Here is a 21709-nt window from a genome sequence, read left to right on the forward strand (position 1 = left end):
AAAGCGGCTGTCGGTCGAGCGTCGTATGTTGGAACAGGCAATCAAACCGCCTGCGGTTTGAAGGTCATTGCCAAACCGTTCATGCAGTAACGCAGTCCGGTGGGCTTGGGTCCGTCGTCGAAGACATGCCCCAGATGGCCGCCGCAGCGTCGACAATGAACCTCTTCGCGCAGCACGCCGAAGGATCGGTCCTGACGGGTCGCCACGGCCTTGTCCAGCGGCGCCCAGAAACTCGGCCAACCGGTACGGCTGTCGAACTTGGTGTCGGAGGAGAACAACGGCAAATCGCATCCGGCACAGGCAAAGCTGCCGCTGCGGTGTTCGTTGTTCAGCGCGCTGCTGTAGGCCCGTTCGGTGCCCTCCTCACGCAGGATTTCGTACTGCTCGTCACTCAGCAGGGCACGCCATTCGCCGTCGCTGTGCGTCACCTCGAAAACTTCCTCGGCACTGGCCTCGCTGACCAGTGCGGTACTGGCGGAAAATTTTGGCAATACACCGATGACCATCGCTGCAGCCCCCAGCCCGCCGCTCGCTAACAGAAATTGTCGCCGTGAAAACATGGCCGTCTCCAAAATCCAAAGTGCCTTTCATGGAACACAGCCTAGGCTTTGGTTGATCGCCAAATCCTCACGGGAAGTTAAACAATTCGTGATAACTCTGGCCCTGAAAAACCCGCACAATGCGCTCATTGCGCCGAAGGATTGAGCTTGATGGAACAGACCAAACGCGTCCTCGTGGTCGAGGACGACCTGCATATCGCCGACCTTATCTGCCTGCATCTACGTGATGAGCAGTTCGAGGTGGTGCACTGCGCCGATGGCGATGAAGGCATGCGCTTGCTGCAGCAAGGAAGCTGGGATGCACTGATCCTCGATCTGATGCTGCCGGGTGTCGACGGCCTGGAAATCTGCCGCCGCGCCCGCGCCATGGCCCGCTACACGCCGATCATCATTACCAGTGCGCGCTCCAGCGAAGTGCACCGGATATTGGGCCTGGAACTCGGTGCCGACGATTACCTGGCCAAACCTTTCTCCATGCTGGAGCTGGTCGCCCGGGTCAAAGCGCTGCTGCGCCGGGTCGATGCCATGGCGCGCAACCTGAAAATGGACGCTGGCGGTCTGATCATCGACGGGCTTTCCATCGACCCGATCACCCGCGATGTAGCCCTCGACGGCAAGCGCCTCGACCTCACGCCCCGGGAGTTCGATCTGTTGTATTTCTTCGCCCGGCAGCCCGGCAAGGTGTTCTCGCGCATGGACCTGCTGAATGCCGTGTGGGGTTACAGCCATGAAGGCTACGAGCACACGGTCAATACCCACATCAACCGCCTGCGCGCCAAGATCGAGACCGATCCGGCGCAACCGGTGCGCATCCTCACGCTGTGGGGCCGTGGCTACAAATTCGCGTCCAGGGAGGAATAGTGATGAGGCTGACCCTGACTCAGCGGCTGTCGTTGGTGTTTGCCGTGTTGCTGCTGGTGTGCTGCGGCACGTCAGCCTGGATGCAGGTGCGCTCCAACAAGATGCATGAGCAGGAAGTGGTGCAGGGATTGTCGCGGGATCTGGCGCAACACATCGCCCGGGACACCGTGCTGATGGACACCCAGGGCCTGATGCCCGAGGCGGTGCGCGACCTGTTCAGCAAACTGATGCTGGTCAATCCCAGTGTCGAGGTCTACCTGCTCGACACCGAGGGCAAGATCGTCGGCAGCGCGGCGCCCGAAGGCCGGATTCACCGGGAACGGGTCGATCTCGCACCGATTCGACAATTGCTCAAGGGCGATACCTTGCCGATTCTCGGTGACGACCCGCGCAGCGTTGACGCTCGCAAGGTGTTCAGCGCCGCGCCGCTGAAGGTCGACGGCAAGCCGGCCGGTTATCTGTACGTGGTTTTGCTCGGTGAAGACCACGATCGCCTGGCTGAACGGGGCGCCACCAGCGCAGCGCTCAACACTGCCCTGCTGTCTATCGGGTTGGTCGCATTGCTGTGTTTGATAGCCGGCCTCACGGCATTCGCGCTGATCACCCGACCCTTGCGCCGCCTGACCGAAACCGTCAGCCGGTTCGACATTGACGGCGTCCCCGCCACACCACTGCCACCAGCGCCGGCGGAAACCACCGCCGACCACGATGAAATCGCCATCCTCGACACGACTTTCCGGCAGATGCAGGCGCGACTCAGCGAGCAATGGCGTTCATTGACCCGCCAGGACCAGGAACGCCGCGAACTGGTGGCGAACATTTCCCACGACCTGCGGACACCCTTGGCCTCGCTGCACGGTTATCTGGAAACTTTGTCGCTCAAGGACGCCACGCTGTCCCCCGCCGACCGTCGCCGCTACCTCGGCATCGCCCTGGATCAAAGCCGCAAGGTCGGCGGTCTGGCGCAATCGCTGCTGGAACTGGTGCGCCTGGAACATGGTTTCGTGCAGCCGGTGCTGGAGCGCTTTTCCCTGACCGACCTGGTGCAGGACATCTTTCAGAAATTCGAGCTCACTGCCGAGTCGCGTCAGGTCGAACTGAAGGCCGATTTTGCCCCCGGCGTTGCGGCCGCCTGCGCCGACCTCGGTTTGATCGAACGCGTACTCACCAACCTGTTCGACAACGCCCTGCGCCATACCCCGCAAGGAGGAGAAATCGAACTCAGCCTGCGTCCGCAGGGACAATTTGTTGAAGTCACCGTCAGCGACACCGGCCCCGGTATCGCGCCCGAACTGCGCGAAGGGCTATTCCTGCGCCCGTTCACCATTGGCGGTGCCCGGCGTGATGGCGGGCTCGGACTGCGAATCGTGCATCGGATCCTGCAACTGCACGGTCGCGACATCCAGCTGATCGACGTGCCCGGACGGGGCGCGACCTTTCGCTTCACCCTGCCGGTGGACCCATACACCGCGTAGGAGCTGCCGAAGGCTGCGATCTTTTGATCTCTGTGTCGACAGCCCCGTGACAACGCCGCCCCGGTCCAATAGATTAGGCGGCCTAAAAAGGCCCAGTGCTTTCTCGCCTCAACTCAAGTTAAAAGAAGTAGTGAAATTTCAATGTCCGATTCCAATACCGCTGAATCCGTAGTCACCTTGTCGTCCAAAGCGGAATACGAAAACTCCATCAATCTTTCACAGCACCTGCCCCAGGCAAAAACCATCAGCGAGATGGTTCTGGACGCGTTCCAGTCCACTCGGGAAAGCGACCAGATTCGCGAGCTGCGCGCCGCGATTCGCCAGGCTCATGACCGCTTCGATGACGATAAAGCCTATGAACTGATGGGCGAACTCAAGCAACTCAAGGACGCCGAAGCCGCCGATATCGCGGCGCTTGAAGACCTGAGCAGCAAATTTTCCATCGGGCGGATTCTCTCCAGCTTCAAGGACGATCCGGCGTTTCAGGAGATCGTTTACGGTCTGGCGTTGAAAGTGCTGAACCAGACCCATCAAGCCATCAGCAACCCGAGCAGTGGCAAGAGCAAAACCGCGCGCGCCAAGAAAGATGTCGAGGTGTTCACCATCAGCAAGGACGGCGTCAGTGTCACGCTGCCGCTGCGCACGCCGCGCTCGCGACTGAACGTTGACCGTGAAGCGCTGGAGTTCCTCGGCTTTACCTTCGTCGGTGAAGGCGATGAAGCCGAGCTGGAAAGCGAAACGTTCCTGGACAGCGCCGGCACCGAACACGCGGTCAACCGCAAGAACATCATTGCCGCGCTTCAACAGCAAATCGCGTTCGATGGGTACAGCATCGCTGCGCAGTAACACCCATGATGCTGCTTATCTGTGGCGAGGGGATTTATCCCCGTTGGGCGGCGCAGCCGCGCCACCCGGGTCGCTCGTGTTTGTTAAGTAAACCGCATTCACCGGATTCACGACGGCTGCGCCGCCGAACGGGGATAAATCCCCTCGCCACAGGTAACGCATTTGCTCACCTGAAAACACAACATTAAGCCCCGCCGTAGAGCGGGGCTTTTTATTGCCCGCGATTCCGGCAAAAGCACGATTACTCTCTGTGTATCGACGCCAGACAAACACTTCCCTTCACCCTTGAGCACCACGGGTCCGCCTGCGGGGAACGTCAACTCACTTTCCAGCCCAAGACTTCAGTGGTGCAATTGCTGAGGTCATCATGCACCCGACTCCCTTGTACCGTCAGTTAGCCAACCACTACCTCGACGCGATCCGCAGCGGCACCTTGAAAACCGGTGAACGCTTTCCCTCCATTCGGCTGATGATGGAGAAACACGCGGTGAGCCTGTCGACCGCTGTGCAGGTGTGCCGGGAACTCGAAGAATGCGGCGTCCTCGAAGCGCGGCCGCGCTCCGGCAACTACATTCGCCAGCCCGACACCCTGCCCAAAGCGGTCGCTCACCCCCCGCCTCTCGACACCGGGATGTATGTCGGCATTCACGAACAGATTTCATCAGTGCTCAGCGCCAGCCAGCGAGCGGCAATCAGGGTCAATTTCGCCAGCGCCTGCTGCCCTCCGGAACTCTATCCGTTGAAAGTCCTGCAAGATCACATGATCAAAGCGCTGCGTCAGGATCAAAGGTTGCTCGGTGTGCCAGGCCCGACCTGCGGCAGTCTGGTGTTGCGCAATATCCTCGCGCGACGGGCACTGACAACGAAGGCCCACCTGAGCGCAGAAAAAATGGTGATCACCTGCGGCGCCACCGAAGCGCTCAACCTGGCGTTGCGTGCGGTCACTCAACCCGGTGACACCGTGGCGGTGGAGTCACCGACCTGTTTCGGCCTGCTGCAAATCCTTGCAAGCCTGAACCTGCACGTGCTGGAAGTCCCTGCGACGGCCCACGCCGGCATCAATCTGCTGGCGCTCGAACAACTGTTGCAAGGGCCGCAACGGGTTCAAGCGCTGATCGTCATGCCCAACCTGCAAAACCCGCTCGGCAGCGTCATGCCTGACGCCAACAAGGCCCGACTCGTGCAACTGTGTGCCGAGCACGGCACAGTGCTGATCGAGGACGACACCTACGGCGACCTGGTGGATACCGAGCAGCCGTTATCGACGCTCAAACACTGGGACCGCAACGACAACGTGATCTATTGCGCCTCGCTGAACAAAACCCTGGCACCCGGCATTCGTCTGGGCTGGATCAGCGCCGGGCGCTGGCACGATCGCGTGGCAATGCTCAAACATGCGCAGTCCCGAGGTTGTGAAGCGCTGTCGCAACTGGCGGTCATTGCATTCATGGGAACGCCCTCTTACGAGCGCTACTTACGTCGTTTGAGGAAAATCCTCACACGACAACGACAACAAATGAGTGCGGCGATTACTCGCCACTTCCCACCGGGCACCTGCGTGACCACCCCTCGTGGCGGAACGCTACTGTGGGTGGAGTTGCCTCGGCATTTTTCTTCCATGGCGTTATTTCATGAGGCGCTCAAGGTCGGCATCCAGATTTCACCTGGGGATATCTTTTCCAATACCCGGCGCTTCGACCATTTTGTGCGCATTGGTTGCGGGGCGCCGTATTCGCCGAAGATCGAGGAGGCGATAGCAACCCTTGGCCTACTCCTCCATAACCAGGGTTAACCACATTCCCCGTAGGAGCTGCCGAAGGCTGCGATCTTTTGATCTTGATTTCCATGTTAAAGGTCAAAAGATCGCAGCCTTCGGCAGCTCCTACGGGGGGCCGTCATCAAGCCGGGGGTTGGTGCAGGCAGATGATGTGTGGATCGTCATTCCAGTGCGGGAAGCGTTCGGCGATCAGTGGATCGTGGCCAGGGATTACGTGGTCTTCGCTGTCGGCCAAACGGTCGATTTCGATGAACGCCTCAAGCGTCTGCGCCAGATCATCCAGAATCGGAAACGGACTGCGCTCGCGAATGTTCGCCCACAAATGCGCCGCATCCGACGCGAGGACAATCCACCCGCGCCCGGTATTCACGCGCACCACCTGGCTTCCAGGCGTGTGCCCGCCCACCGGGTGCAAGGTCACACCGGGAATCACCTCGACAGAGCCGTTGTGCAAACGCATCCGGCCATCGAACAGCGGTGGCAGCGCCGACATCACATCCTCGACCTCGTAGGTTTTATTCACCGTACGATGGGCCATTTTCGGCCCGGTGCAGAAGCGCAGCTCCGCTTCCTGCAAATGCACCGTGGCTTTTGGAAACAAGCCCAGATTACCGGCGTGATCCCAGTGCAAATGGGTCAGGATCAGGTTCTCGACATGCGCCGGATCGATGTCCAATTGACGTAGGGATTCTTCCGGCAGGCGATACATCTGACGGTTGCGCCGATGGGCCGTGGCCGGTTGAAAACAAGTGTCGACCACAATAACCTGCTGTTCATTGCGAATGACCCAGAAGTAGTAGTCCAGAGGCATCGGTGCGTTCGGATCACCGCAGCACGCGTCGTACAGAAAGTTCTCCCGGGCAGTGCGCTGGGCATTGGCGCCGACACGGATGGCGAACACTTCGTACACGGGAATCGACATATTCACCTCCCGATCAGGCCACTGCTGCGGCGTTAAGGGTTGGACGGAAGTCGAAATCGATCTGGTCGCTAATCCCCAGATCCTGCGCCAACCGGTGCAGGCCACTGTAGTCACGCATGATCGTCGCGTTCTTGTTGCTCTCGCGGGTGTCGGCAATGATCAACGCGGCGTCTTCGACCCCAAGCTGCGTCAGAATCGCCTCCCACATCGAGTAGTCCTGGGCGACAAAAGCACTCAGCGCCACCGACAATGTCTGTGCGAAAAATGCCCGCTGAGGCGGTTGCATGTTGGCGTACATGACCTTCGCCACTTCAGCGAGAATCTTGCTGTGGGCGTATTCGTCGCGGTTATGCAGTTCGGCCACACGGCGGTTTTGCGGCTGAATGCTCTGGTCGTCTGCGAGCAGATCCAGATAGGCGTTGACGCTGATCTCGGCCACCACCGCAAAGGTGATCGCCGCAAGATCGCGTTGCCACTGCTCGGGCAGTTCTTCGCGCAACGCCACAAGACGCAGATAGGTCACCGACGGCGGCAAATCCAGGTCCTGATCCAGCGCCCGCTCTTCCTTGGTTCGCTCGATGGCACGCAGGTGCATGAGCGTGTGGTAGTGCTCGTCGATCAGCGTCTGCTGCATCGCTTCGCGAAAATGCCAGTCGTTTTTGCCCAGGTACTGGTTGGCGATGACGCTCAGCGCAGGGTTCACCACGTGCTCTTCAGCCGTGACCGTACGCAGGTTGTAGCCGATCCAGCCCCAGGTCAGCACGCTGCTTTTGAGCTCATCGCTCAGCGCCTGGAATGTCGGGTGATGAAAAAACGGCACCATGCACTCCGGATAATCCGGGCGTGTCGGATCGAACTCTTCGCTGACCGCAGCCTTGTCCGGCGCGCACACCGTGGCTCTTTTGGTCCAGGCCTGATTGAGCCGTACGACCAGTTGATGATCGACCCTGGCGATCTCGATTGCTGTTTGCATGACGCGTACCTGTAGGACGCGTACCCGCCGAGGGGTACGCCGATTAAATGGTGGTGACGGATGATTCAGGCCAGCCAGTAGCGGGTCAGGTTGCGCGCGGGGTCAGTGTATCGACTGCGGGCGTGGATCATTCGCCAGTTGTCCCAGATCAGCATGCACCCGTCGGGAATCAGCACGGGCGTGTTGTGCTGCACGAAATAGTCCTCACCGAGTACCGCGAACCTGGCAAGGGGCGATGAGTTGTTCGCCACTTTCGAGTGTTCCAGATCCTCCTTGGAAGGATTCACATCGCCGTAGTGAAACTGGTTATAGCTGAAGCGGAAAATATCCCCGCCCTCTGTAGGCGTGAGGATGTACTCCTTGACCCGCCGCTGCCCCGCTTCACCGGGTTTGGCGGTCGCCACGAATTCCACGGGAGTGTCGTCGATCCATTCGCGCAACTCGGGCTCGGTGCGCTCTAGAAATGCCAGAAACTCAACCCCGTCGACCAAGCCGGTATGGCCACCGCCACACGTTGCCTGGTGATGGCAATGCAGCGCCAGATAGCGCGGCGGTGGCCCATAGACCGGCGCTTCAGTGTGCGGGCCAATGCCGTTCATGCTCTGGGAGTACGGCAAATCTTCGTACCCCGGTTTGCGGGTGATGGCAAAAGCGGTCTGCCCATTGAATTGCGGAATGATCTGACCGAACTCCTGCAACGTGCCGACGACATCGTAGGCAAATTCAGCGGGCGTCAGCACCGTCCAGCCCCGTGACGACAATTCGTCATGGCGATGGCCCAGTGAAACGTACGGTGTGGACGCAACAATCCCTTGATCTGACATGGTGGTGTTCCTGGCGGTTGATCAGGCGTTAACGGTTGAGGTGTAAGCGGCAATGAAGTCGCGGCAGGCGCTGCCCGGTCGATAGCGGTGCTCGTCGATGCTCTGCACGGGGGTGATTTCAGCGGCCGTGCCCGTCAGAAAACACTCATCGAAATCGCCAAGCTCCGTAGGAAGCAGGGTGCGTTGGAGCACTTGGTAATCCAGCGCCGCGGCCAGTTCGATGACGGTCTGGCGGGTGATGCCATTGAGAAAGCAATCGGGCAGTGGCGTGTGCAGCGTGCGGTCTTTGATGAAGAACACGTTGGCGCTGGTGGATTCGGCGACGTGCCCACGCCAGTCGAGCATCAGCGCATCGTGATAACCGTTGTTTTCGGCGTCGTGCTTGCTCAGTGTGGCGATCTGATAGTGACCCGACGCCTTGGCTTCAAACGGGCTGCTGCTCGGCGGTGGACGTCGCCACTGCGCAGTCTTCAAACGGATGCCGGCCATGTGTCCCGCCGGGTCGAAATAACTGGGCCATTGCCAACAGGCAATCGCCACGTGCACGCGGTTGAAGCGCGCCGAGGTAGAAATCATTTCGCTGCCGCGCCACGCCACCGGCCGCAGATAACCGTCGACCACTTTGTTGCGTTGCAGCAGTTCATGGCTGGCCGCCTCCAGTTCGGCCAGTGCGTAAGGAATCGCGAAATCCATCAATTGCGCCGAGCGGTACAGGCGCTCGCTGTGTTCGCGCAGTTTGAAAATCTTGCCGTTATAGACGCGTTCCCCTTCATACACCGTGCTCGCGTAATGCAGGCCGTGGCTCAGCACGTGAATGCGCGCCTGGGACCACTCGACGAACTCACCGTCGAGCCAGATAACTCCCTCTCGCTGATCAAACGGGATCACACTCATATCCATATCTCCAGATGAATCGTCCTACGCCGTTTCGAGCAGGACCGGTATCAATTCGGGCACTGCAACAGGCTCCGGCTGAAAGAAAAACGCACGTTCCCCGAAGGCCGGACGCAACTCGTCGAACCAGGTTGCCTGCGGATCGAAACGCGCATAGAAGGTGCGCAGCACCCATTGCGGGTCGCGTGCTTGAAGAAATTGCAGCACGAAGACTTTTTCCCCGGCGACCGTCTCGATGCCATTGATCAGCACCTTGCCGTAGAAGGTGCTCATGGACGGCCCGCGCACGGTGCGCGCCAGCCCGGAGACCGTTCGATACGCCGCCTGAAAAATCTCGAACGCTCGCGCCAACGGCATCGCGAAGTAATGCGAAGGCCCGGTATCGCGCTCGACAAACATGTAATAAGGCACCGCGCCGAGCCGCACACCTTCGGTCCAGAGTTCGGCCCAATCAGCGGGGTTTTCGTTGATGTGCCGAATCACCGGCGCCTGCAGGCGCAAGGTTGCACCGGTGGAGCGAATGCGTTCGACGGCCTGACGGGCGATGTCCTGTCGGATCTCTACCGGATGGTTGTAGTGCCCCATGACCGACAGGTTTTTCCCCGCCGCGACGACTCGCTTAAACAGCTCCAGCAGCTCGGGCGCATCCTTGTCGCTGACAAACCGCTGCGGCCAATACGCCACCGATTTGGTGCCGATACGAATGCTCTTGAGGTGTGGCAGTTGCAGCAGCGGCTCGATGTAACCGGCCAGCGAACGGGTGTTCATGATCATCGGATCGCCACCGGTGATCAGCACGTCCGTGACTTCGGTGTGCACCCGCAAGTAATTGACCAACTCCTGGGATTCACGCGCATTGAACTTGAGTTCTTCCTCGCCGATGAACTGCGCCCAGCGGAAACAGAAGGTGCAGTAGGCATGACACGTCTGACCGGCACCGGGGAAAAACAGCACGGTTTCGCGGTACTTGTGCTGAATGCCCGGCAGGACTTTTCCGTCAAGCATCGCGCCGTTGTGTGTCAGCTGCCCGGCCGGATGCGGGTTCATGCGCAGCCAGATCGCCTCGATCCGACGCTTGATCGCCACCGTGTCATCTCGTTCGATCAATAGCTTGAGCGACGCGTACTCGTCCGGCAGCAGCATGTCCTTGTGGGGAAAGGTCATGCGGAAAATCGGGTCGTCCGGGATGTTGTTCCAGTCGATCAGTGTGCCCAGCACATATTCATTGGTGCGAAACGGCATGACCCGGGCCACGACATTCATGGCTTCTTGCAGCGCTGGCGTCAGTTTCTGCCAGTACGGCGTGTCGCGAATGGTCCGTGAGTTGTAGGGTTTGTATCTTTCCTGCTCCGACAGTCCCTGCATGGCAACGCTCCTGATGATTGCCTGGCGGTGGCCTTACACGTTCAAAGGCGCGAGGGCCGGCGCTACGCGCTCGATGTCCATCCATGCCCGAACGCTGTCGCGGTCCCACTGCCGACGGACATACGCCGCCAGGCGCGCAGGCACCTGATCACCATTGGCCAGCAACCGGTTGAGCATGATTGCCAGGTCGGTGTCGGCGATGCTCCAGTCACCGAACAGGTGATCGGCACCCTCCTCCAGTACCCGCTCGGCCACGAAGAACAGTCGCTCGACAGCAGCCAGCGCCTCGTCGGTCAGTGGATTGTCTTTCTTGCCGAAGTAGATGAGGTCCGCCGGGCGCTCTTTGCGGATCACCAGCAAGTCGCTGCGCAGCCAGGCCTGGAGTTGACGGGCGCGAGCGCGTTGTTTGATGTCCCGGGGGAACAGCGGGTGATGCCCCGGCGCAAGCTCTTCCAGGTACTCGGCAATGGCCGAGGATTCCGAGAGCGCGAAATCTTGATGAACCAGTGTGGGAATCTTGCAAGTCAACGAACGATCACGATAACTCGCCTGATAGTTCTGACGCGTCTTCAAATCCAGCGTGACCAGTTCAAACGAAAGTTGCTTTTCCTTCAACGCCACAAATGCCGACATTGCAAAAGCACTGACATAATCTGCGCCGACATAAAGTTTCAGCTTCGTACTTTCCATAGAACGCTCCCTTGCATTAACGACATTAATCCGTTGCATTGGGGTCGATCGTAGTAAGTTGATTCCGCGCTGAACAGATACAGAAATTATCTGTTTATACGGATACAGACATTTGCAAAAGAACATCGTGAGAAAAGAAAAAGGGAGTCAGCGAACGCAGACTCCCTGATGTGCAACAGACGGGAATTTACAGGTTGAGCGTGTCAGACCGTGACGTCTGCGGCGTTGGCGAGCAGCGTCATTTGCGGCATGTTGCTCATGTTCAGCATGGCCAGCGGCTCAGTGGCGCTGGTGTTGACGAAGCCATGCCGGGTCCAGGCGGGCACCAGCAATACATCGCCGGGACTGACGGCCACCGCATCGGCATCGCCCAGGGTTAACGTGCCGCTGCCGGACTGAATGATGAACAGGTGCCACCACGAATGGGCATGGCCATTCAGCGCCGTGCCGGGTTTCAACCATTGCATGGACACCGCCATCCCTGGCGTCAGCTTGCAACCTTCAGTGCTGTCGTCATGAGCCAGCGCGACGATATCGACCTCGCTGGCCTCGAGGCTTTGGCGCATGGCCGCCAGTTCGCCCCCTTTCCACACCCTCGCACTGACGGGTGGGCGATTCAGACTCTGGCGAAAGTCCTTATATGAAAAGTATCCACCTTGAATGTTATTCATCCGCGTGCGCTCACGTATTAGTGACTTAAGTAACACGACACTAGGCGAACAACTTGCCACTGTAAAGCCGAGCCACTAACACTCACAACACTGAAGGCCGTAGCGCCACTATCATGTCAACTTCCACAGCGGCGTTCTTTGGCAACTGATAGACGCCTACCGTGGTTCGAGTATGTTTGCCCGCCTCCCCGAGAACATGGCTGAAGACATCCGATGCGCCGTTGGCGACTTCACTGAGGTCCACAAAGTCCGCCGTGCACTTCACGTAAACCGTGACCCGGATCAGCGACTTTATTTTGTCCAGCGAGCCGATGGCATCAACGATCAACGCCAGCCCGCGCATGGCGCTGATACTGGCGGCCGCTTGGGCATCCGTCAGGCTGAGCTCCAGTCCCACCCTGCCCGGGTACTGCATTTTTCCGCTCATGCGCGGCACCAGCCCACTGACGTAGATTTCATCGTGATGCCGCACCAGCGGCGCGTAATGCCCGCCCACGGTCTGATCGCCGTAGATGTCATAGCCCAGCTCTTTCGCCAGGACGATGAAGCGTTCATCACAGGACGATTTTTGCTCAATCATTTACCCATTCCTCATCAATCAAAAATGCTCACGCGCAGCCCCTGACAACTCAACCCACGGCTCTCGCCGGTGGTGCTACGCAGGTGACCTCGACGCGTGATTCGATCTCTTCTGCCAGACGCAGCAGGTTGTTACCGAGTTGTTGGTAGTCCTCGTCGAACAACACGATGTGGCCAATGAACGACGTGTTGTCCTGCACCAATGCCGTGACCGAATCACTGAGGCGCTTGGCATACACCGCTTCCACCAGTGCTATGTTCAGCTCCCGGGCAAGGGACTCGATGTCCGGCAAGCTGCGTAACAGGCCACCGGCGGGCGCACGCAACAGGCGTATGCCGCAATAGCCCCGCGCGACGGGATCGTGATGACTTGTTGTGCCTTCCACCGCCCACCTGACCCAGCGTTCCCACGGATTGAAATCGACGAACGCCAGACGGGCCAGGTCCCAGATGTGCATACCACCGGGGCGCATGTTGGTTTCCACTGCGGAGGTCAAGCCGTCGCTGCGCAGGAATACTTCGTTGTGATACGCGCCGTTATCCAGCGAGACCAACCCGGACATGTGTCGACCGGCAGCCGCCAGTCGCGCCTGCACGTCAACGCTCAGGGGAGCCGGCACCACCTGCTGGATTTCCGCGCGATAGGCGCCCTCGGTGGTGGTTTTCTCGGTGACCCAGGTGCTGCCGGCGACGTAATCCCAGCTGTATTCCCGGGCGTTCTGAATCAATTCTTCAAGGACGATGCCGCCTTCGCGATACGGCTTGAGCGCCTGCCATGCCTCGTCGCATTCGCACGGATGCTGGATCACCCGGCAACCCCGGCTCGCGCCTTCGCACGCGGGTTTGATGAAGGCTTTGCCGCCCAGTTCGACCACTCGCTGGCGCAACTCGGCAAGGCTTTCGATGCGAGTGGAAAACACCGGGCGGTAATTTTCGGGCGATGTGCTGGAAGCCGCTTCAAGTGTGCGAAAAATCTGTTTATCCAGCCCCGCGCGGGCCTCGTCGGGCGTAATGCCGGGCAGGCCAAAATGCAGGGCCAGCGCTGCACCGAGCAGTACGCCACGGTCGGAAAACGGCAGCACCCCGATCAGTTTCCAGCAATCGGCACTCAGGCAACCCGCCACCAGTTCGAGGGAGCTCGCCACGTCCTCCGGCGCCAGCGAGGCGCTGCACACGTGATCGGCGACCTGATCGTCATCGGCTTGAATCCGCTCGACCACCAGGATGAGCCGGGCGTTGTAGAGGGTCTTGCAGAGGTCGCGCAGCTTCTGGATATCGTTGACACGATTGCCGTTGTACCCGACCACTACTACGCATGACGTCGTTTTCATAAAGCACCCGACCTGTGAGGAAACAAAAGCAGACGCTGTGATTCAGTCGTGCAATGACGCATTGGATTTACGGTTGAGCCAGTACCAGGCCAGGATTCCGCCTGCGCCGATGGCGGCCAGCAACAGGGCGTTGTAGGGCGCAGGCACGACCCGCATGATCAGCACGGTCAGACCGGCGCCGACGCCGAGGGACACTTCCTTGACGAACATGTTGTTTTGCTTGACGGAGAAGTAGTCGAGGTAGCTGAACGCGCACTCGGCAATCGACAGCAACGCCACCCAGATCAGCGCGCCGACGAGGGTTTCGACGCGGAACGCCGCCGGCGACGAGAGCACCGCAAAGCCGCCGACAATGATCCCGATCACCGCGAGCACTTTGAAGCGCCCGGTGCGCTCGATCAGCTTCATAACCGGCACTTGGGCGAACACCACCACGGCGCTGTTGAGGATCAGCATCAAGCCGTACCAGGCCGGCAGTTCACCGGTCTTGAGCAGGATGGCCTGGGGCAGGATCGAAAACACGCCGAACAACTTGATGCCCATAATGAGGCCGGCGATCACCCACGGCAGTTTGTTGCGCCAGCCGCTGCCATCCTGAGTGACCGGACTTGCGACCACCGGTTGCGTGGTGAAGGTGGCGCCCATGGCGATGGGCAGGCACAGCAGGACGAAACCGGCCGCGCCAAGGAAAAACAGGGTTGGGGTCAGATAGGGTGACAGCAAGATCAGCCCCGCCACCAGGCTGCCCATGTTCATCGCGACACGGTTGTAGGCCGCGCCCTCCTTGGTTTGGGCGGCTTCGCTCTTGATCAGGTAACCGGCAATCGCAATGCCGTAGGCAAACAACGCGGCGGCGAACATCACCATGCCCTGGTTGCTGGTCACCGCCAGCAGCACCAGCCCGAGGGCAGCGCACATCAGCGTGACGCTCAGGGAGCGGCGACCAAGCACCAGCAATGTCAGCGGCAGCAACAAAAGCAAAGCCCGATACCCGAGGGCGAGGATGCTGTTGGTGGCGGTGTCGAGCCAGACGTTGGCCTTGCCCAGTACCGCGAACAGCGACACGGCGGTGATGATCCGGATCGTGAACAGGCGAATGTTGATCACCGGTTTGGCGACGGCGACCGTTGTTTGAACACTCATGCAACACCTCTGGAACCAGCGATTGTTCAGGCATTAGCCGCCAACAATCAGGAAAGTCTTTAAGGCGATGGTAGAGAGAGACGCTTGTTTTCATCAGAGCAAGTTCGTATAGAATCAAACGAACTTTACTGCCGGAGAGACCAGTAAAATGCAGGTTCAACGCGCAGTGATCGCCGCTTTCGAGTTCCAGCCGGGTGTGCCGCTGGTTCAGCAGATCGTCGATCAGTTGTCGGTGGCGATCAGCCAGGGCGGCTTGCCTCACGGCTCGCGGCTGCCGCCGATTCGCGAACTCTCCGAGTTGTTAAACGTCGGCAAGTCGACGGTGGTGGATGCGCTGGACCGCTTGCGGGCCAAGGGTCTGGTGGTTTCACGCCAGGGTTCGGGGCACTACGTGCACCGTTCGAGCACCCCGATCAAGATGGATGCCGGCCCGGACCTGCAACCTCAGGACACCCTGAGTGTGGTCCGCCGCGCGGTGCTGCTGGACAACGGCGCGCTGCGCCCCGGCGCCGGTTTCCTGCCTTCCTCGTGGCTGCCGGCTGAAGAGCTTTTAAAAGCCGTGCGCGGCACCCTGCGCGCCACCTCCCTGCGCATGGGCGAGTACGGCGTCGCCGCCGGTTACGTGCCGCTGCGTGAGGCGTTACGGGTCAAGCTGTCCGCCTTGGGTATCGAAGTGCCGGTCGAACAGATCATCACCACGGCCAACACCGTACAGGCCATCGACATGCTGATGCGCCTGCTGGTCAAACCCGGCGACACGGTGCTGCTCGATGATCCGTGTTACTTCACCATGCACACCAATCTGGCGCTGCATGGCGCCAAGGTCATCACCATTCACCGGGGGACCGACGGGATGGACCTGGACGCCTTCGAGCGATTGTTGATTGCTCATCGTCCAGTGCTGTACATGACCAATAACGTCCTGCATAACCCCACCGGGCATTCATTCGCCCCGGCGCAAGTGTATCGTTTGCTGGAGTTGAGTCACCGCTACGGCTTCCACATCCTCGAAGACGATTTGTATTGCGACCTGCAACAGCGAAGCACGCCGCGACTCGCTGCGGGCGGCCTGGACAATGTCAGTTATGTGTCCGGCTTTTCCAAAACCCTGACGGCAAACAGCCGCGTGAGCTACGCCGTGCTTTCACCGCAACTGGCCGCGCGCATGACCACCCTGAAAATGGCCTGCGGCGGCATGACCTCGGAACTGGCCGAGCAGATTATCTGCACGATGCTCAGCGATGGCAGCTACGCCAAACACACCCGGCGCACGGTGGACCGGCTTTACGAATCGAGCAGTCGGGTGACGAGCTGGCTGCTGGAGGCGGGTTGTTCGCTGTCCTCGCTGCCCCATGAAGGGTTGTTTCTCTGGACGCGACTGCCCGAAGGGCTGCATGCCGAAACGCTGGCGAGGAAGGGCCTGGACATCGACCTGGTGCTGACGCCCGGCACCTTGCTCAGCAAAGCAGCGGATGCCAGCCAGTTCCTGCGTTTCAACGTGGCGCACAGCGATAACAGCCAGGTGCGGGAACGGTTTTTTCGGTTGCTGGATAGCTGACGATCTTCATCCCGTAGGAGCTGCCGCAGGCTGCGATCTTGTGATCTTGATTTTTGTCGAGGTCGGGATTGCTGAAGATCAAAAGATCGCAGCCTTCGGCAGCTCCTACCGGGGGGTCAGCGTTGCGCCAAAAATGAGTGGCACTCCGATCCATTGTGGGAGCGAGCCTGCTCGCGAAAGGGTCAACACGGTCCACCCGAAAATCCCCAATAAAAAACCCCGCGCCTTCTCTCGAAGGGCGGGGTTTTTCTTTACAGCATCCGACGCTTAAGGCGCGTACGTCAGCAGCAACTCGCTCGGCACTTTGAAGTCCAGGGACATCATCACGCTCAACGCGGTAATGGTGAAGATCGAGAACACGAACAACTTGCGTGCCCAGACCGTGTCATCCACTGCCTTGTAGCCGGTCCAGGCCATGTACAACCAGTACATGCCCATGGCGGCAGCGACGGCGAGGTAGCTCATGCCGGCGTAGCCGCTAAAGGTCAACATCAAGGTCGCCACGAGGAAGGCCAGGATGTAGATCAGGATGTGCTTCTTCGCCACTTTGATCCCGCGCTTCACCGGCAGCACCGGAATCGATGCGGCCAGGTAATCGTTGAAGCGGAAGATCGCGATGGCATAGGAATGCGGCATCTGCCACAGGCTGAACATCACCAGCAGCGTCAGCGCGGCCATGTCGAAGCTGTTGGTCACAGCCACATAGCCAATCACCGGCGGCATCGCCCCCGACAGACTGCCCACCAGCGTGCCGTGCACCGACTTGCGCTTGAGGTACAGGCTGTAGAAGCCGACGTAGATGACAAAACCGATCACCGCGAACAGCGCCGCCAACGGGTTAGCCACTTTGTACAACAACGCCACGCCTGCAACGCCGAGGACGGTCGCGAAGATCAGGGCCAGTTTCAGGGAGATCAAGCCCTGCACCAGCACCCGGTTTTTCGTGCGTTCCATCTTCAGGTCAATGTCGCGGTCGATGCAGTTGTTGAACACGCAACCGGAAGCCACCACCAGGGACGTGCCGATCATGGCGGCCAGGAAAATGGCCAGATCGACATGCCCTTTCGAGGCCAGGAAAAATCCGCCTGCCACTGAAAGCACGTTACCGAAAATGATCCCCGGTTTGGTGATTTGGATAAAGTGCTTCAAGGACATCCGGATTTACCTCAGTGCGCCATCATGTTGGTGTGGATGCTGAACATGATCCACAACGACAGGCCAACCAGCAGGACGATCACCAGCGCAGCGAAGACAAACGCGATCACGTTGTTACGCTGGGCGGCTGAACGGTCCAGGTGGAGGAAGTACACCAGGTGCACCAGCACCTGGATCACGGCAAAGGCCAGTACGATCCACAGGGTCATGGCTTTGGGCAGCGACGGGTACATCACCAGGCCGAAAGGAATGACGGTCAGGATCACCGACAGGATGAAACCGATGGCGTAGGACTTGACGCTGCCGTGGCCGGCGTCATGACCATCGTGGGAATGAGCGTTAGCCATTTACATAGTCCCCATCAGATAAACAACGGTGAATACGCAGATCCACACCACGTCGAGGAAGTGCCAGAACAGGCTCAGGCAGCTCAGACGGGTCTTGTTGGTCGCCGTCAGGCCGTTTTTCTGCACCTGATACATCATGATCGCCATCCAGATCAGACCGCTGGTCACGTGCAGACCGTGGGTGCCGACCAGGGTGAAGAACCCGGACAGGAAGCCTGAGCGGCTAGGACCGAAGCCCTCGGAAATCAGAACGTGGAATTCGTTGATTTCCATGCCGATGAAGCCGGCGCCGAACAGGAAGGTCATGCCCAGCCAGCCCAGTACCTGGTTCTTTTTGCCCTTGAACAACGCCAGCATGGCGAAGCCGTAGGTGATCGAGCTGAACAGCAGCAGAGCGGTTTCGCCCAGTACGTAAGGCAGCTCGAAGATGTCGGCGCCCGACGGGCCACCGGCTACGTTGTTAACCAGTACCGCGTACACCGCAAAGATCGACGCAAACAGAATGCAGTCGGTCATCAGGTAGAGCCAGAAACCGAATACGGTCATCTCGCCCGAGTCGTGGTGATGGTCATCGTGCCCATGTCCATCGACATGGGTGTGTCCAGCATTGGTCACTAAGTTCGACATGGTTTAAGCCTGTTCCAACGAGGTTTCAACACGGGTGGCACTGGCTGGGACTTTCCCGGCCGCTACCAGACGCTTGTGCTGCTCGGCTTCGATGCGCTCGATCACGTCGACCGGCACCATATAGCCCTGATCATCACGTGCTGCGTGGATCACGAAGTACACCACGGTGCCGATCAGGCCGAAGGCCGCCAACCACCAGATGTGCCAGATCATCGCGAAACCGAACACCGTCAACAGAGCACCCATGACCACACCGGTCGCGGTGTTGTTTGGCATGTGGATCGGCTCGTACTTGGCCGGAGCCTGGTACGCGGTGCCGTTTTCCTTGGCTTCGGTGAACGGGTCGATGCTTTCCGCTTTTGGCAGCACAGCGAAGTTGTAGAACGGGGGTGGCGACGAAGTCGACCATTCCAGGGTATGGGCATTCCACGGGTCGCCGTGTTCGCACATGTTTTCTGGCTTGTTGCGGTCACGCACGCTGACGTACAGCTGGATCAACTGGCAGGCGATACCGACTGCGATCATCACCGCACCGAACATGGCGACGTACAGGTACGGCACCCACTCAGGGTTGGTGGTGGCGTTCAGACGACGGGTCATGCCCATGAAGCCCAGTACATAGAGCGGCATGAACGCGACGAAGAAGCCGGTGATCCAGAACCAGAACGCTGCCTTGCCCCAACCTTCGTGCAGCTTGAAGCCGAACGCTTTAGGGAAGTAGAACGCAAAGCCTGCGATGTAACCGAATACCGCGCCGCCGATGATCACGTTGTGGAAGTGAGCGATCACGAACAGGCTGTTGTGCAGCACGAAGTCAGCACCCGGAATGGCCAGCAATACGCCGGTCATGCCGCCGATGGCGAAGGTCACCATGAAGCCCAGGGTCCACAAAACCTGACTGGTGAAACGCAGACGGCCCTGGTAAATGGTGAACAGCCAGTTGAATAGCTTCACCCCCGTCGGGATCGAAATCAGCATCGTCGCCAGACCGAAGAAGGCGTTGACGCTGGCACCCGAACCCATGGTGAAGAAGTGGTGCAGCCAGACCATGAAGCCCAGGATCGAGATCGCGCCGGAGGCGTAGATCATCGAGTGGTGGCCGAACAGACGCTTGCCGGTGAAGGTCGAGATGACTTCGGAGAAGATCCCGAACGCCGGCAGAATCAGGATGTAAACCTCGGGGTGACCCCAGGCCCAGAACAGGTTGACGTACATCATCGGATTGCCACCAAGTTCATTGGTGAAAATGTGGAAATCCATGTAACGGTCAAGCGTCAGCAAAGCCAGGGTAGCGGTCAGGATCGGGAACGAAGCCACGATCAGGACGTTGGCCCAGGTGCAGGTCCAGGTGAAGATCGGCATGTCCATCAGCTTCATGCCAGGGGTACGCATTTTCAGCACGGTGGCCAGGAAGTTGACCCCCGTCAGCGTCGTCCCGAGCCCGGATAGCTGTAGCGCCCAGATGTAGTAATCCATCCCCACGCCCGGACTGTACTGCAGGCCCGACAGCGGCGGATAGGCAACCCAACCGGTCTTGGCGAATTCGCCGACGCCCAGGGACAGGTTGATCAGGACTACGCCAGACACCAGCAGCCAGAAGCTCAGGGAGTTCAGGAACGGGTAGGCCACGTCACGCGCGCCGATCTGCAGCGGCACTGCAAGGTTCATCAGGCCGGTGAAGAATGGCATCGCCATGAAGATGATCATGATCACACCGTGGGCGGTGAAGATCTGGTCATAGTGTTCAGGCGGCAGGTAGCCAGGCGAACCCTCGGTGGCCATGGCCAGCTGGGTACGCATCATGATGGCGTCGGCAAAGCCGCGCAGCAGCATGACCATGGCGACAATGATGTACATCACGCCGATTTTCTTGTGGTCGACCGACGTCAGCCACTCGGTCCACAGGTAGGTCCACTTCTTGAAGTAGGTGATACCCGCGAACAGTGCCAGACCACCGAGCGCGATCATGGCGATGGTAATCATCACGATCGGTTCGTGGAACGGGACCGCTTCCCAACTTAATTTACCAAACATCGTTTACTCCTCTGCCCCGGCAGCTGAATGCGAACTCATGTCCATCCCTTCCATATGGGCCACTTCTTTCTCTTTCTTCTCGTGGTGCATCGGCTTGCCCGGTTTCATGCCTTCGTACTTGTCGACGATGAACTGGAACAGGTTTGGCGTCACCGAGGAGTAGAGCTCGACTGGGTTGTTCTGGCTTGGTTTGGTAAGGGCTTCGTATTCAGCTTTTTCCAGCTGTTTAGGTGCCTTTTTGACTTCGCTTACCCAGGCGTCGAAATTCTCCTGAGAAGTTGAGATCGCTTTGAATTTCATGCCGGTGAAACCTGCGCCGCTGTAGTTGGCAGAGATGCCTTCCATTTCAGCGTCACGGTTGGCAATCAGGTGCAACTTGGTCTGCATGCCGGCCATCGCGTAGATCTGGCCGCCCAGGCCCGGAATGAAGAACGAGTTCATGACCGAGTCCGACGTCACCTTGAAGTTGACCGGGGTATTCGTCGGGAACACGATCTTGTTGACCGTGGCGATACCCTGCTCCGGGTAGATGAACACCCACTTCCAGTCCAGCGAGACCACTTCAATGGTGATCGGCTTGACGTCGGATTCCAGCGGCTTGTAAGGGTCCAGTGCATGGGTCGACACGTAGGTGACGTAACCCAGGGCAATGATGATCAGCACTGGAACAGCCCACACCGCGATTTCGATCTTGGTGGAGTGCGACCACTTCGGCGTGTACACGGCGTCAGTGTTGGTCGCGCGGTATTTCCAGGCGAACAGGAAGGTCATGACGATGACCGGGACCACGACCAACAGCATCAGCAACGTTGCGGTGATGATCAGGTTGCGCTGCTCCAGGCCAACCTGGCCCGTTGGATTGAGCAAGGTCATGTTGCAGCCTGACAGCAGCAACGTGCCGATCAGCGGCAATAAGCCTAGTAGTCTGGGGTACCTGTTTTTACTCATCTCACGACCTCTAAAGCAGCTTGCGCAATGCAGTTGGGTTTTGATCGCCAACACTTCACCCTGCCAAGGGTTGGCATTTTTCTTGGATTGAATAAGGGCTGCCCGTCGCGCGTCAGACGCTGTTCGACA

21 protein-coding genes are annotated in these 21709 nt (G+C 59.2%); 5 read left to right on the plus strand and 16 right to left on the minus strand.

Features of this window, described 5'->3' with window-relative positions; all coding sequences use genetic code 11:
- Positions 1 to 41: 41 nt before the first annotated feature.
- Positions 42 to 560 carry a peptide-methionine (R)-S-oxide reductase MsrB gene (msrB, locus tag F8N62_RS06130; RefSeq protein ID WP_150710103.1) on the minus strand — a complete coding sequence of 173 codons (519 nt, stop codon included), beginning with the start codon at positions 558 to 560 and terminating at the stop codon, positions 42 to 44.
- Between the two features lie 150 nt (positions 561 to 710).
- On the opposite strand from msrB, the gene F8N62_RS06135 reads away from it, so the two are divergent.
- The 4 genes from F8N62_RS06135 to F8N62_RS06150 all read left to right on the plus strand — a co-directional run bounded on the left by F8N62_RS06135 (position 711) and on the right by F8N62_RS06150 (position 5534).
- Positions 711 to 1421, plus strand: a complete 711-nt coding sequence (locus tag F8N62_RS06135; protein ID WP_150710104.1) for a response regulator transcription factor — start codon at positions 711 to 713, stop codon at positions 1419 to 1421.
- Positions 1422 to 1423: 2 nt separating this feature from the next.
- Positions 1424 to 2896: a sensor histidine kinase gene (locus tag F8N62_RS06140; protein WP_150710105.1), complete on the plus strand. Its 1473-nt coding sequence runs from the start codon at positions 1424 to 1426 to the stop codon at positions 2894 to 2896.
- A gap of 141 nt (positions 2897 to 3037) precedes the next feature.
- Positions 3038 to 3742 (plus strand): hypothetical protein, encoded by a 705-nt coding sequence (locus F8N62_RS06145; RefSeq protein WP_150710106.1) that lies wholly within the window; start codon positions 3038 to 3040, stop codon positions 3740 to 3742.
- A 367-nt stretch (positions 3743 to 4109) separates the two neighbouring features.
- A complete protein-coding gene (locus F8N62_RS06150) occupies positions 4110 to 5534 on the plus strand; it encodes a PLP-dependent aminotransferase family protein (RefSeq protein ID WP_150710107.1) in 1425 nt (474 codons plus the stop codon).
- 106 nt (positions 5535 to 5640) lie between these two features.
- Here F8N62_RS06150 and F8N62_RS06155 read toward each other — a convergent pair whose 3' ends face one another.
- The 10 genes from F8N62_RS06155 to F8N62_RS06200 form a co-directional block, all read right to left on the minus strand.
- Entirely contained in the window at positions 5641 to 6441 is an 801-nt protein-coding gene (locus F8N62_RS06155; protein WP_150710108.1) for an N-acyl homoserine lactonase family protein, read from the minus strand.
- Between the two features lie 13 nt (positions 6442 to 6454).
- A complete protein-coding gene (locus tag F8N62_RS06160; RefSeq protein ID WP_150710109.1) occupies positions 6455 to 7414 on the minus strand; it encodes a diiron oxygenase in 960 nt (319 codons plus the stop codon).
- Between the two features lie 65 nt (positions 7415 to 7479).
- Positions 7480 to 8238, minus strand: coding sequence for a TauD/TfdA family dioxygenase (locus F8N62_RS06165; RefSeq protein ID WP_150710110.1), 759 nt, complete (start codon positions 8236 to 8238; stop codon positions 7480 to 7482).
- Positions 8239 to 8259: 21 nt separating this feature from the next.
- Positions 8260 to 9132 (minus strand): branched-chain amino acid aminotransferase, encoded by an 873-nt coding sequence (locus F8N62_RS06170; RefSeq protein ID WP_150710111.1) that lies wholly within the window; start codon positions 9130 to 9132, stop codon positions 8260 to 8262.
- Positions 9133 to 9156: 24 nt separating this feature from the next.
- A complete protein-coding gene (locus F8N62_RS06175) occupies positions 9157 to 10497 on the minus strand; it encodes a KamA family radical SAM protein (protein ID WP_150710112.1) in 1341 nt (446 codons plus the stop codon).
- Between the two features lie 33 nt (positions 10498 to 10530).
- Complete coding sequence (gene yfcF / locus F8N62_RS06180; RefSeq protein ID WP_150710113.1) at positions 10531 to 11187, minus strand: glutathione transferase; 657 nt, start codon at positions 11185 to 11187, stop codon at positions 10531 to 10533.
- A gap of 203 nt (positions 11188 to 11390) precedes the next feature.
- Positions 11391 to 11858 (minus strand): cupin domain-containing protein, encoded by a 468-nt coding sequence (locus F8N62_RS06185; RefSeq protein WP_150710114.1) that lies wholly within the window; start codon positions 11856 to 11858, stop codon positions 11391 to 11393.
- 82 nt (positions 11859 to 11940) lie between these two features.
- On the minus strand, positions 11941 to 12438 hold the full coding sequence (locus tag F8N62_RS06190) for a RidA family protein (RefSeq protein WP_191632350.1): 498 nt from the start codon (positions 12436 to 12438) through the stop codon (positions 11941 to 11943).
- A 49-nt stretch (positions 12439 to 12487) separates the two neighbouring features.
- On the minus strand, positions 12488 to 13768 hold the full coding sequence (locus F8N62_RS06195; RefSeq protein WP_150710115.1) for a biotin carboxylase: 1281 nt from the start codon (positions 13766 to 13768) through the stop codon (positions 12488 to 12490).
- A 42-nt stretch (positions 13769 to 13810) separates the two neighbouring features.
- Positions 13811 to 14911 (minus strand): MFS transporter, encoded by a 1101-nt coding sequence (locus F8N62_RS06200; protein ID WP_150710116.1) that lies wholly within the window; start codon positions 14909 to 14911, stop codon positions 13811 to 13813.
- A gap of 148 nt (positions 14912 to 15059) precedes the next feature.
- Between F8N62_RS06200 and F8N62_RS06205 the strand changes: the two genes are divergently transcribed.
- Positions 15060 to 16469, plus strand: a complete 1410-nt coding sequence (locus F8N62_RS06205) for a PLP-dependent aminotransferase family protein (RefSeq protein WP_150710117.1) — start codon at positions 15060 to 15062, stop codon at positions 16467 to 16469.
- A 267-nt stretch (positions 16470 to 16736) separates the two neighbouring features.
- Here the strand turns inward: F8N62_RS06205 and cyoE are convergent, their stop codons facing one another.
- From cyoE to cyoA, 5 genes are read right to left on the minus strand one after another with little or no spacing between them, the layout of a single operon-like run.
- Positions 16737 to 17624: a heme o synthase gene (gene cyoE / locus F8N62_RS06210; protein WP_150710118.1), complete on the minus strand. Its 888-nt coding sequence runs from the start codon at positions 17622 to 17624 to the stop codon at positions 16737 to 16739.
- Between the two features lie 11 nt (positions 17625 to 17635).
- Entirely contained in the window at positions 17636 to 17971 is a 336-nt protein-coding gene (gene cyoD, locus F8N62_RS06215) for a cytochrome o ubiquinol oxidase subunit IV (protein WP_150710119.1), read from the minus strand.
- Positions 17972 to 18598: a cytochrome o ubiquinol oxidase subunit III gene (locus F8N62_RS06220; RefSeq protein WP_150710120.1), complete on the minus strand. Its 627-nt coding sequence runs from the start codon at positions 18596 to 18598 to the stop codon at positions 17972 to 17974. It abuts the gene before it with no gap.
- A 3-nt stretch (positions 18599 to 18601) separates the two neighbouring features.
- The gene (gene cyoB / locus F8N62_RS06225) at positions 18602 to 20632 is read right to left on the minus strand and encodes a cytochrome o ubiquinol oxidase subunit I (protein WP_150710121.1); all 2031 of its coding nucleotides are present in this window, start codon (positions 20630 to 20632) and stop codon (positions 18602 to 18604) included.
- A 3-nt stretch (positions 20633 to 20635) separates the two neighbouring features.
- The gene (gene cyoA, locus F8N62_RS06230) at positions 20636 to 21580 is read right to left on the minus strand and encodes a ubiquinol oxidase subunit II (protein WP_150710122.1); all 945 of its coding nucleotides are present in this window, start codon (positions 21578 to 21580) and stop codon (positions 20636 to 20638) included.
- Between the last annotated feature and the right edge of the window lie 129 nt (positions 21581 to 21709).

The sequence above is a fragment of the Pseudomonas fluorescens genome (assembly GCF_902497785.1).
Taxonomy (GTDB): Bacteria; Pseudomonadota; Gammaproteobacteria; order Pseudomonadales; family Pseudomonadaceae; genus Aquipseudomonas; species Aquipseudomonas fluorescens_BO.

Bases quoted from the DNA above. Each gene is read 5' to 3' on its own strand.
- msrB (WP_150710103.1), bottom strand. From the start codon at position 560: ATGTTTTCACGGCGACAATTTCTGTTAGCGAGCGGCGGGCTGGGGGCT.
- F8N62_RS06165 (WP_150710110.1), bottom strand. From the start codon at position 8,238: ATGTCAGATCAAGGGATTGTTGCGTCCACACCGTACGTTTCACTGGGC.
- F8N62_RS06150 (WP_150710107.1), top strand. From the start codon at position 4,110: ATGCACCCGACTCCCTTGTACCGTCAGTTAGCCAACCACTACCTCGAC.
- F8N62_RS06185 (WP_150710114.1), bottom strand. From the start codon at position 11,858: ATGAATAACATTCAAGGTGGATACTTTTCATATAAGGACTTTCGCCAG.
- F8N62_RS06195 (WP_150710115.1), bottom strand. From the start codon at position 13,768: ATGAAAACGACGTCATGCGTAGTAGTGGTCGGGTACAACGGCAATCGT.
- cyoA (WP_150710122.1), bottom strand. From the start codon at position 21,580: ATGAGTAAAAACAGGTACCCCAGACTACTAGGCTTATTGCCGCTGATC.
- F8N62_RS06155 (WP_150710108.1), bottom strand. From the start codon at position 6,441: ATGTCGATTCCCGTGTACGAAGTGTTCGCCATCCGTGTCGGCGCCAAT.
- F8N62_RS06205 (WP_150710117.1), top strand. From the start codon at position 15,060: ATGCAGGTTCAACGCGCAGTGATCGCCGCTTTCGAGTTCCAGCCGGGT.
- F8N62_RS06170 (WP_150710111.1), bottom strand. From the start codon at position 9,132: ATGAGTGTGATCCCGTTTGATCAGCGAGAGGGAGTTATCTGGCTCGAC.
- yfcF (WP_150710113.1), bottom strand. From the start codon at position 11,187: ATGGAAAGTACGAAGCTGAAACTTTATGTCGGCGCAGATTATGTCAGT.
- cyoD (WP_150710119.1), bottom strand. From the start codon at position 17,971: ATGGCTAACGCTCATTCCCACGATGGTCATGACGCCGGCCACGGCAGC.
- F8N62_RS06175 (WP_150710112.1), bottom strand. From the start codon at position 10,497: ATGCAGGGACTGTCGGAGCAGGAAAGATACAAACCCTACAACTCACGG.
- F8N62_RS06140 (WP_150710105.1), top strand. From the start codon at position 1,424: ATGAGGCTGACCCTGACTCAGCGGCTGTCGTTGGTGTTTGCCGTGTTG.
- F8N62_RS06145 (WP_150710106.1), top strand. From the start codon at position 3,038: ATGTCCGATTCCAATACCGCTGAATCCGTAGTCACCTTGTCGTCCAAA.
- F8N62_RS06220 (WP_150710120.1), bottom strand. From the start codon at position 18,598: ATGTCGAACTTAGTGACCAATGCTGGACACACCCATGTCGATGGACAT.
- F8N62_RS06190 (WP_191632350.1), bottom strand. From the start codon at position 12,438: ATGATTGAGCAAAAATCGTCCTGTGATGAACGCTTCATCGTCCTGGCG.
- F8N62_RS06200 (WP_150710116.1), bottom strand. From the start codon at position 14,911: ATGAGTGTTCAAACAACGGTCGCCGTCGCCAAACCGGTGATCAACATT.
- cyoB (WP_150710121.1), bottom strand. From the start codon at position 20,632: ATGTTTGGTAAATTAAGTTGGGAAGCGGTCCCGTTCCACGAACCGATC.
- F8N62_RS06135 (WP_150710104.1), top strand. From the start codon at position 711: ATGGAACAGACCAAACGCGTCCTCGTGGTCGAGGACGACCTGCATATC.
- cyoE (WP_150710118.1), bottom strand. From the start codon at position 17,624: ATGTCCTTGAAGCACTTTATCCAAATCACCAAACCGGGGATCATTTTC.
- F8N62_RS06160 (WP_150710109.1), bottom strand. From the start codon at position 7,414: ATGCAAACAGCAATCGAGATCGCCAGGGTCGATCATCAACTGGTCGTA.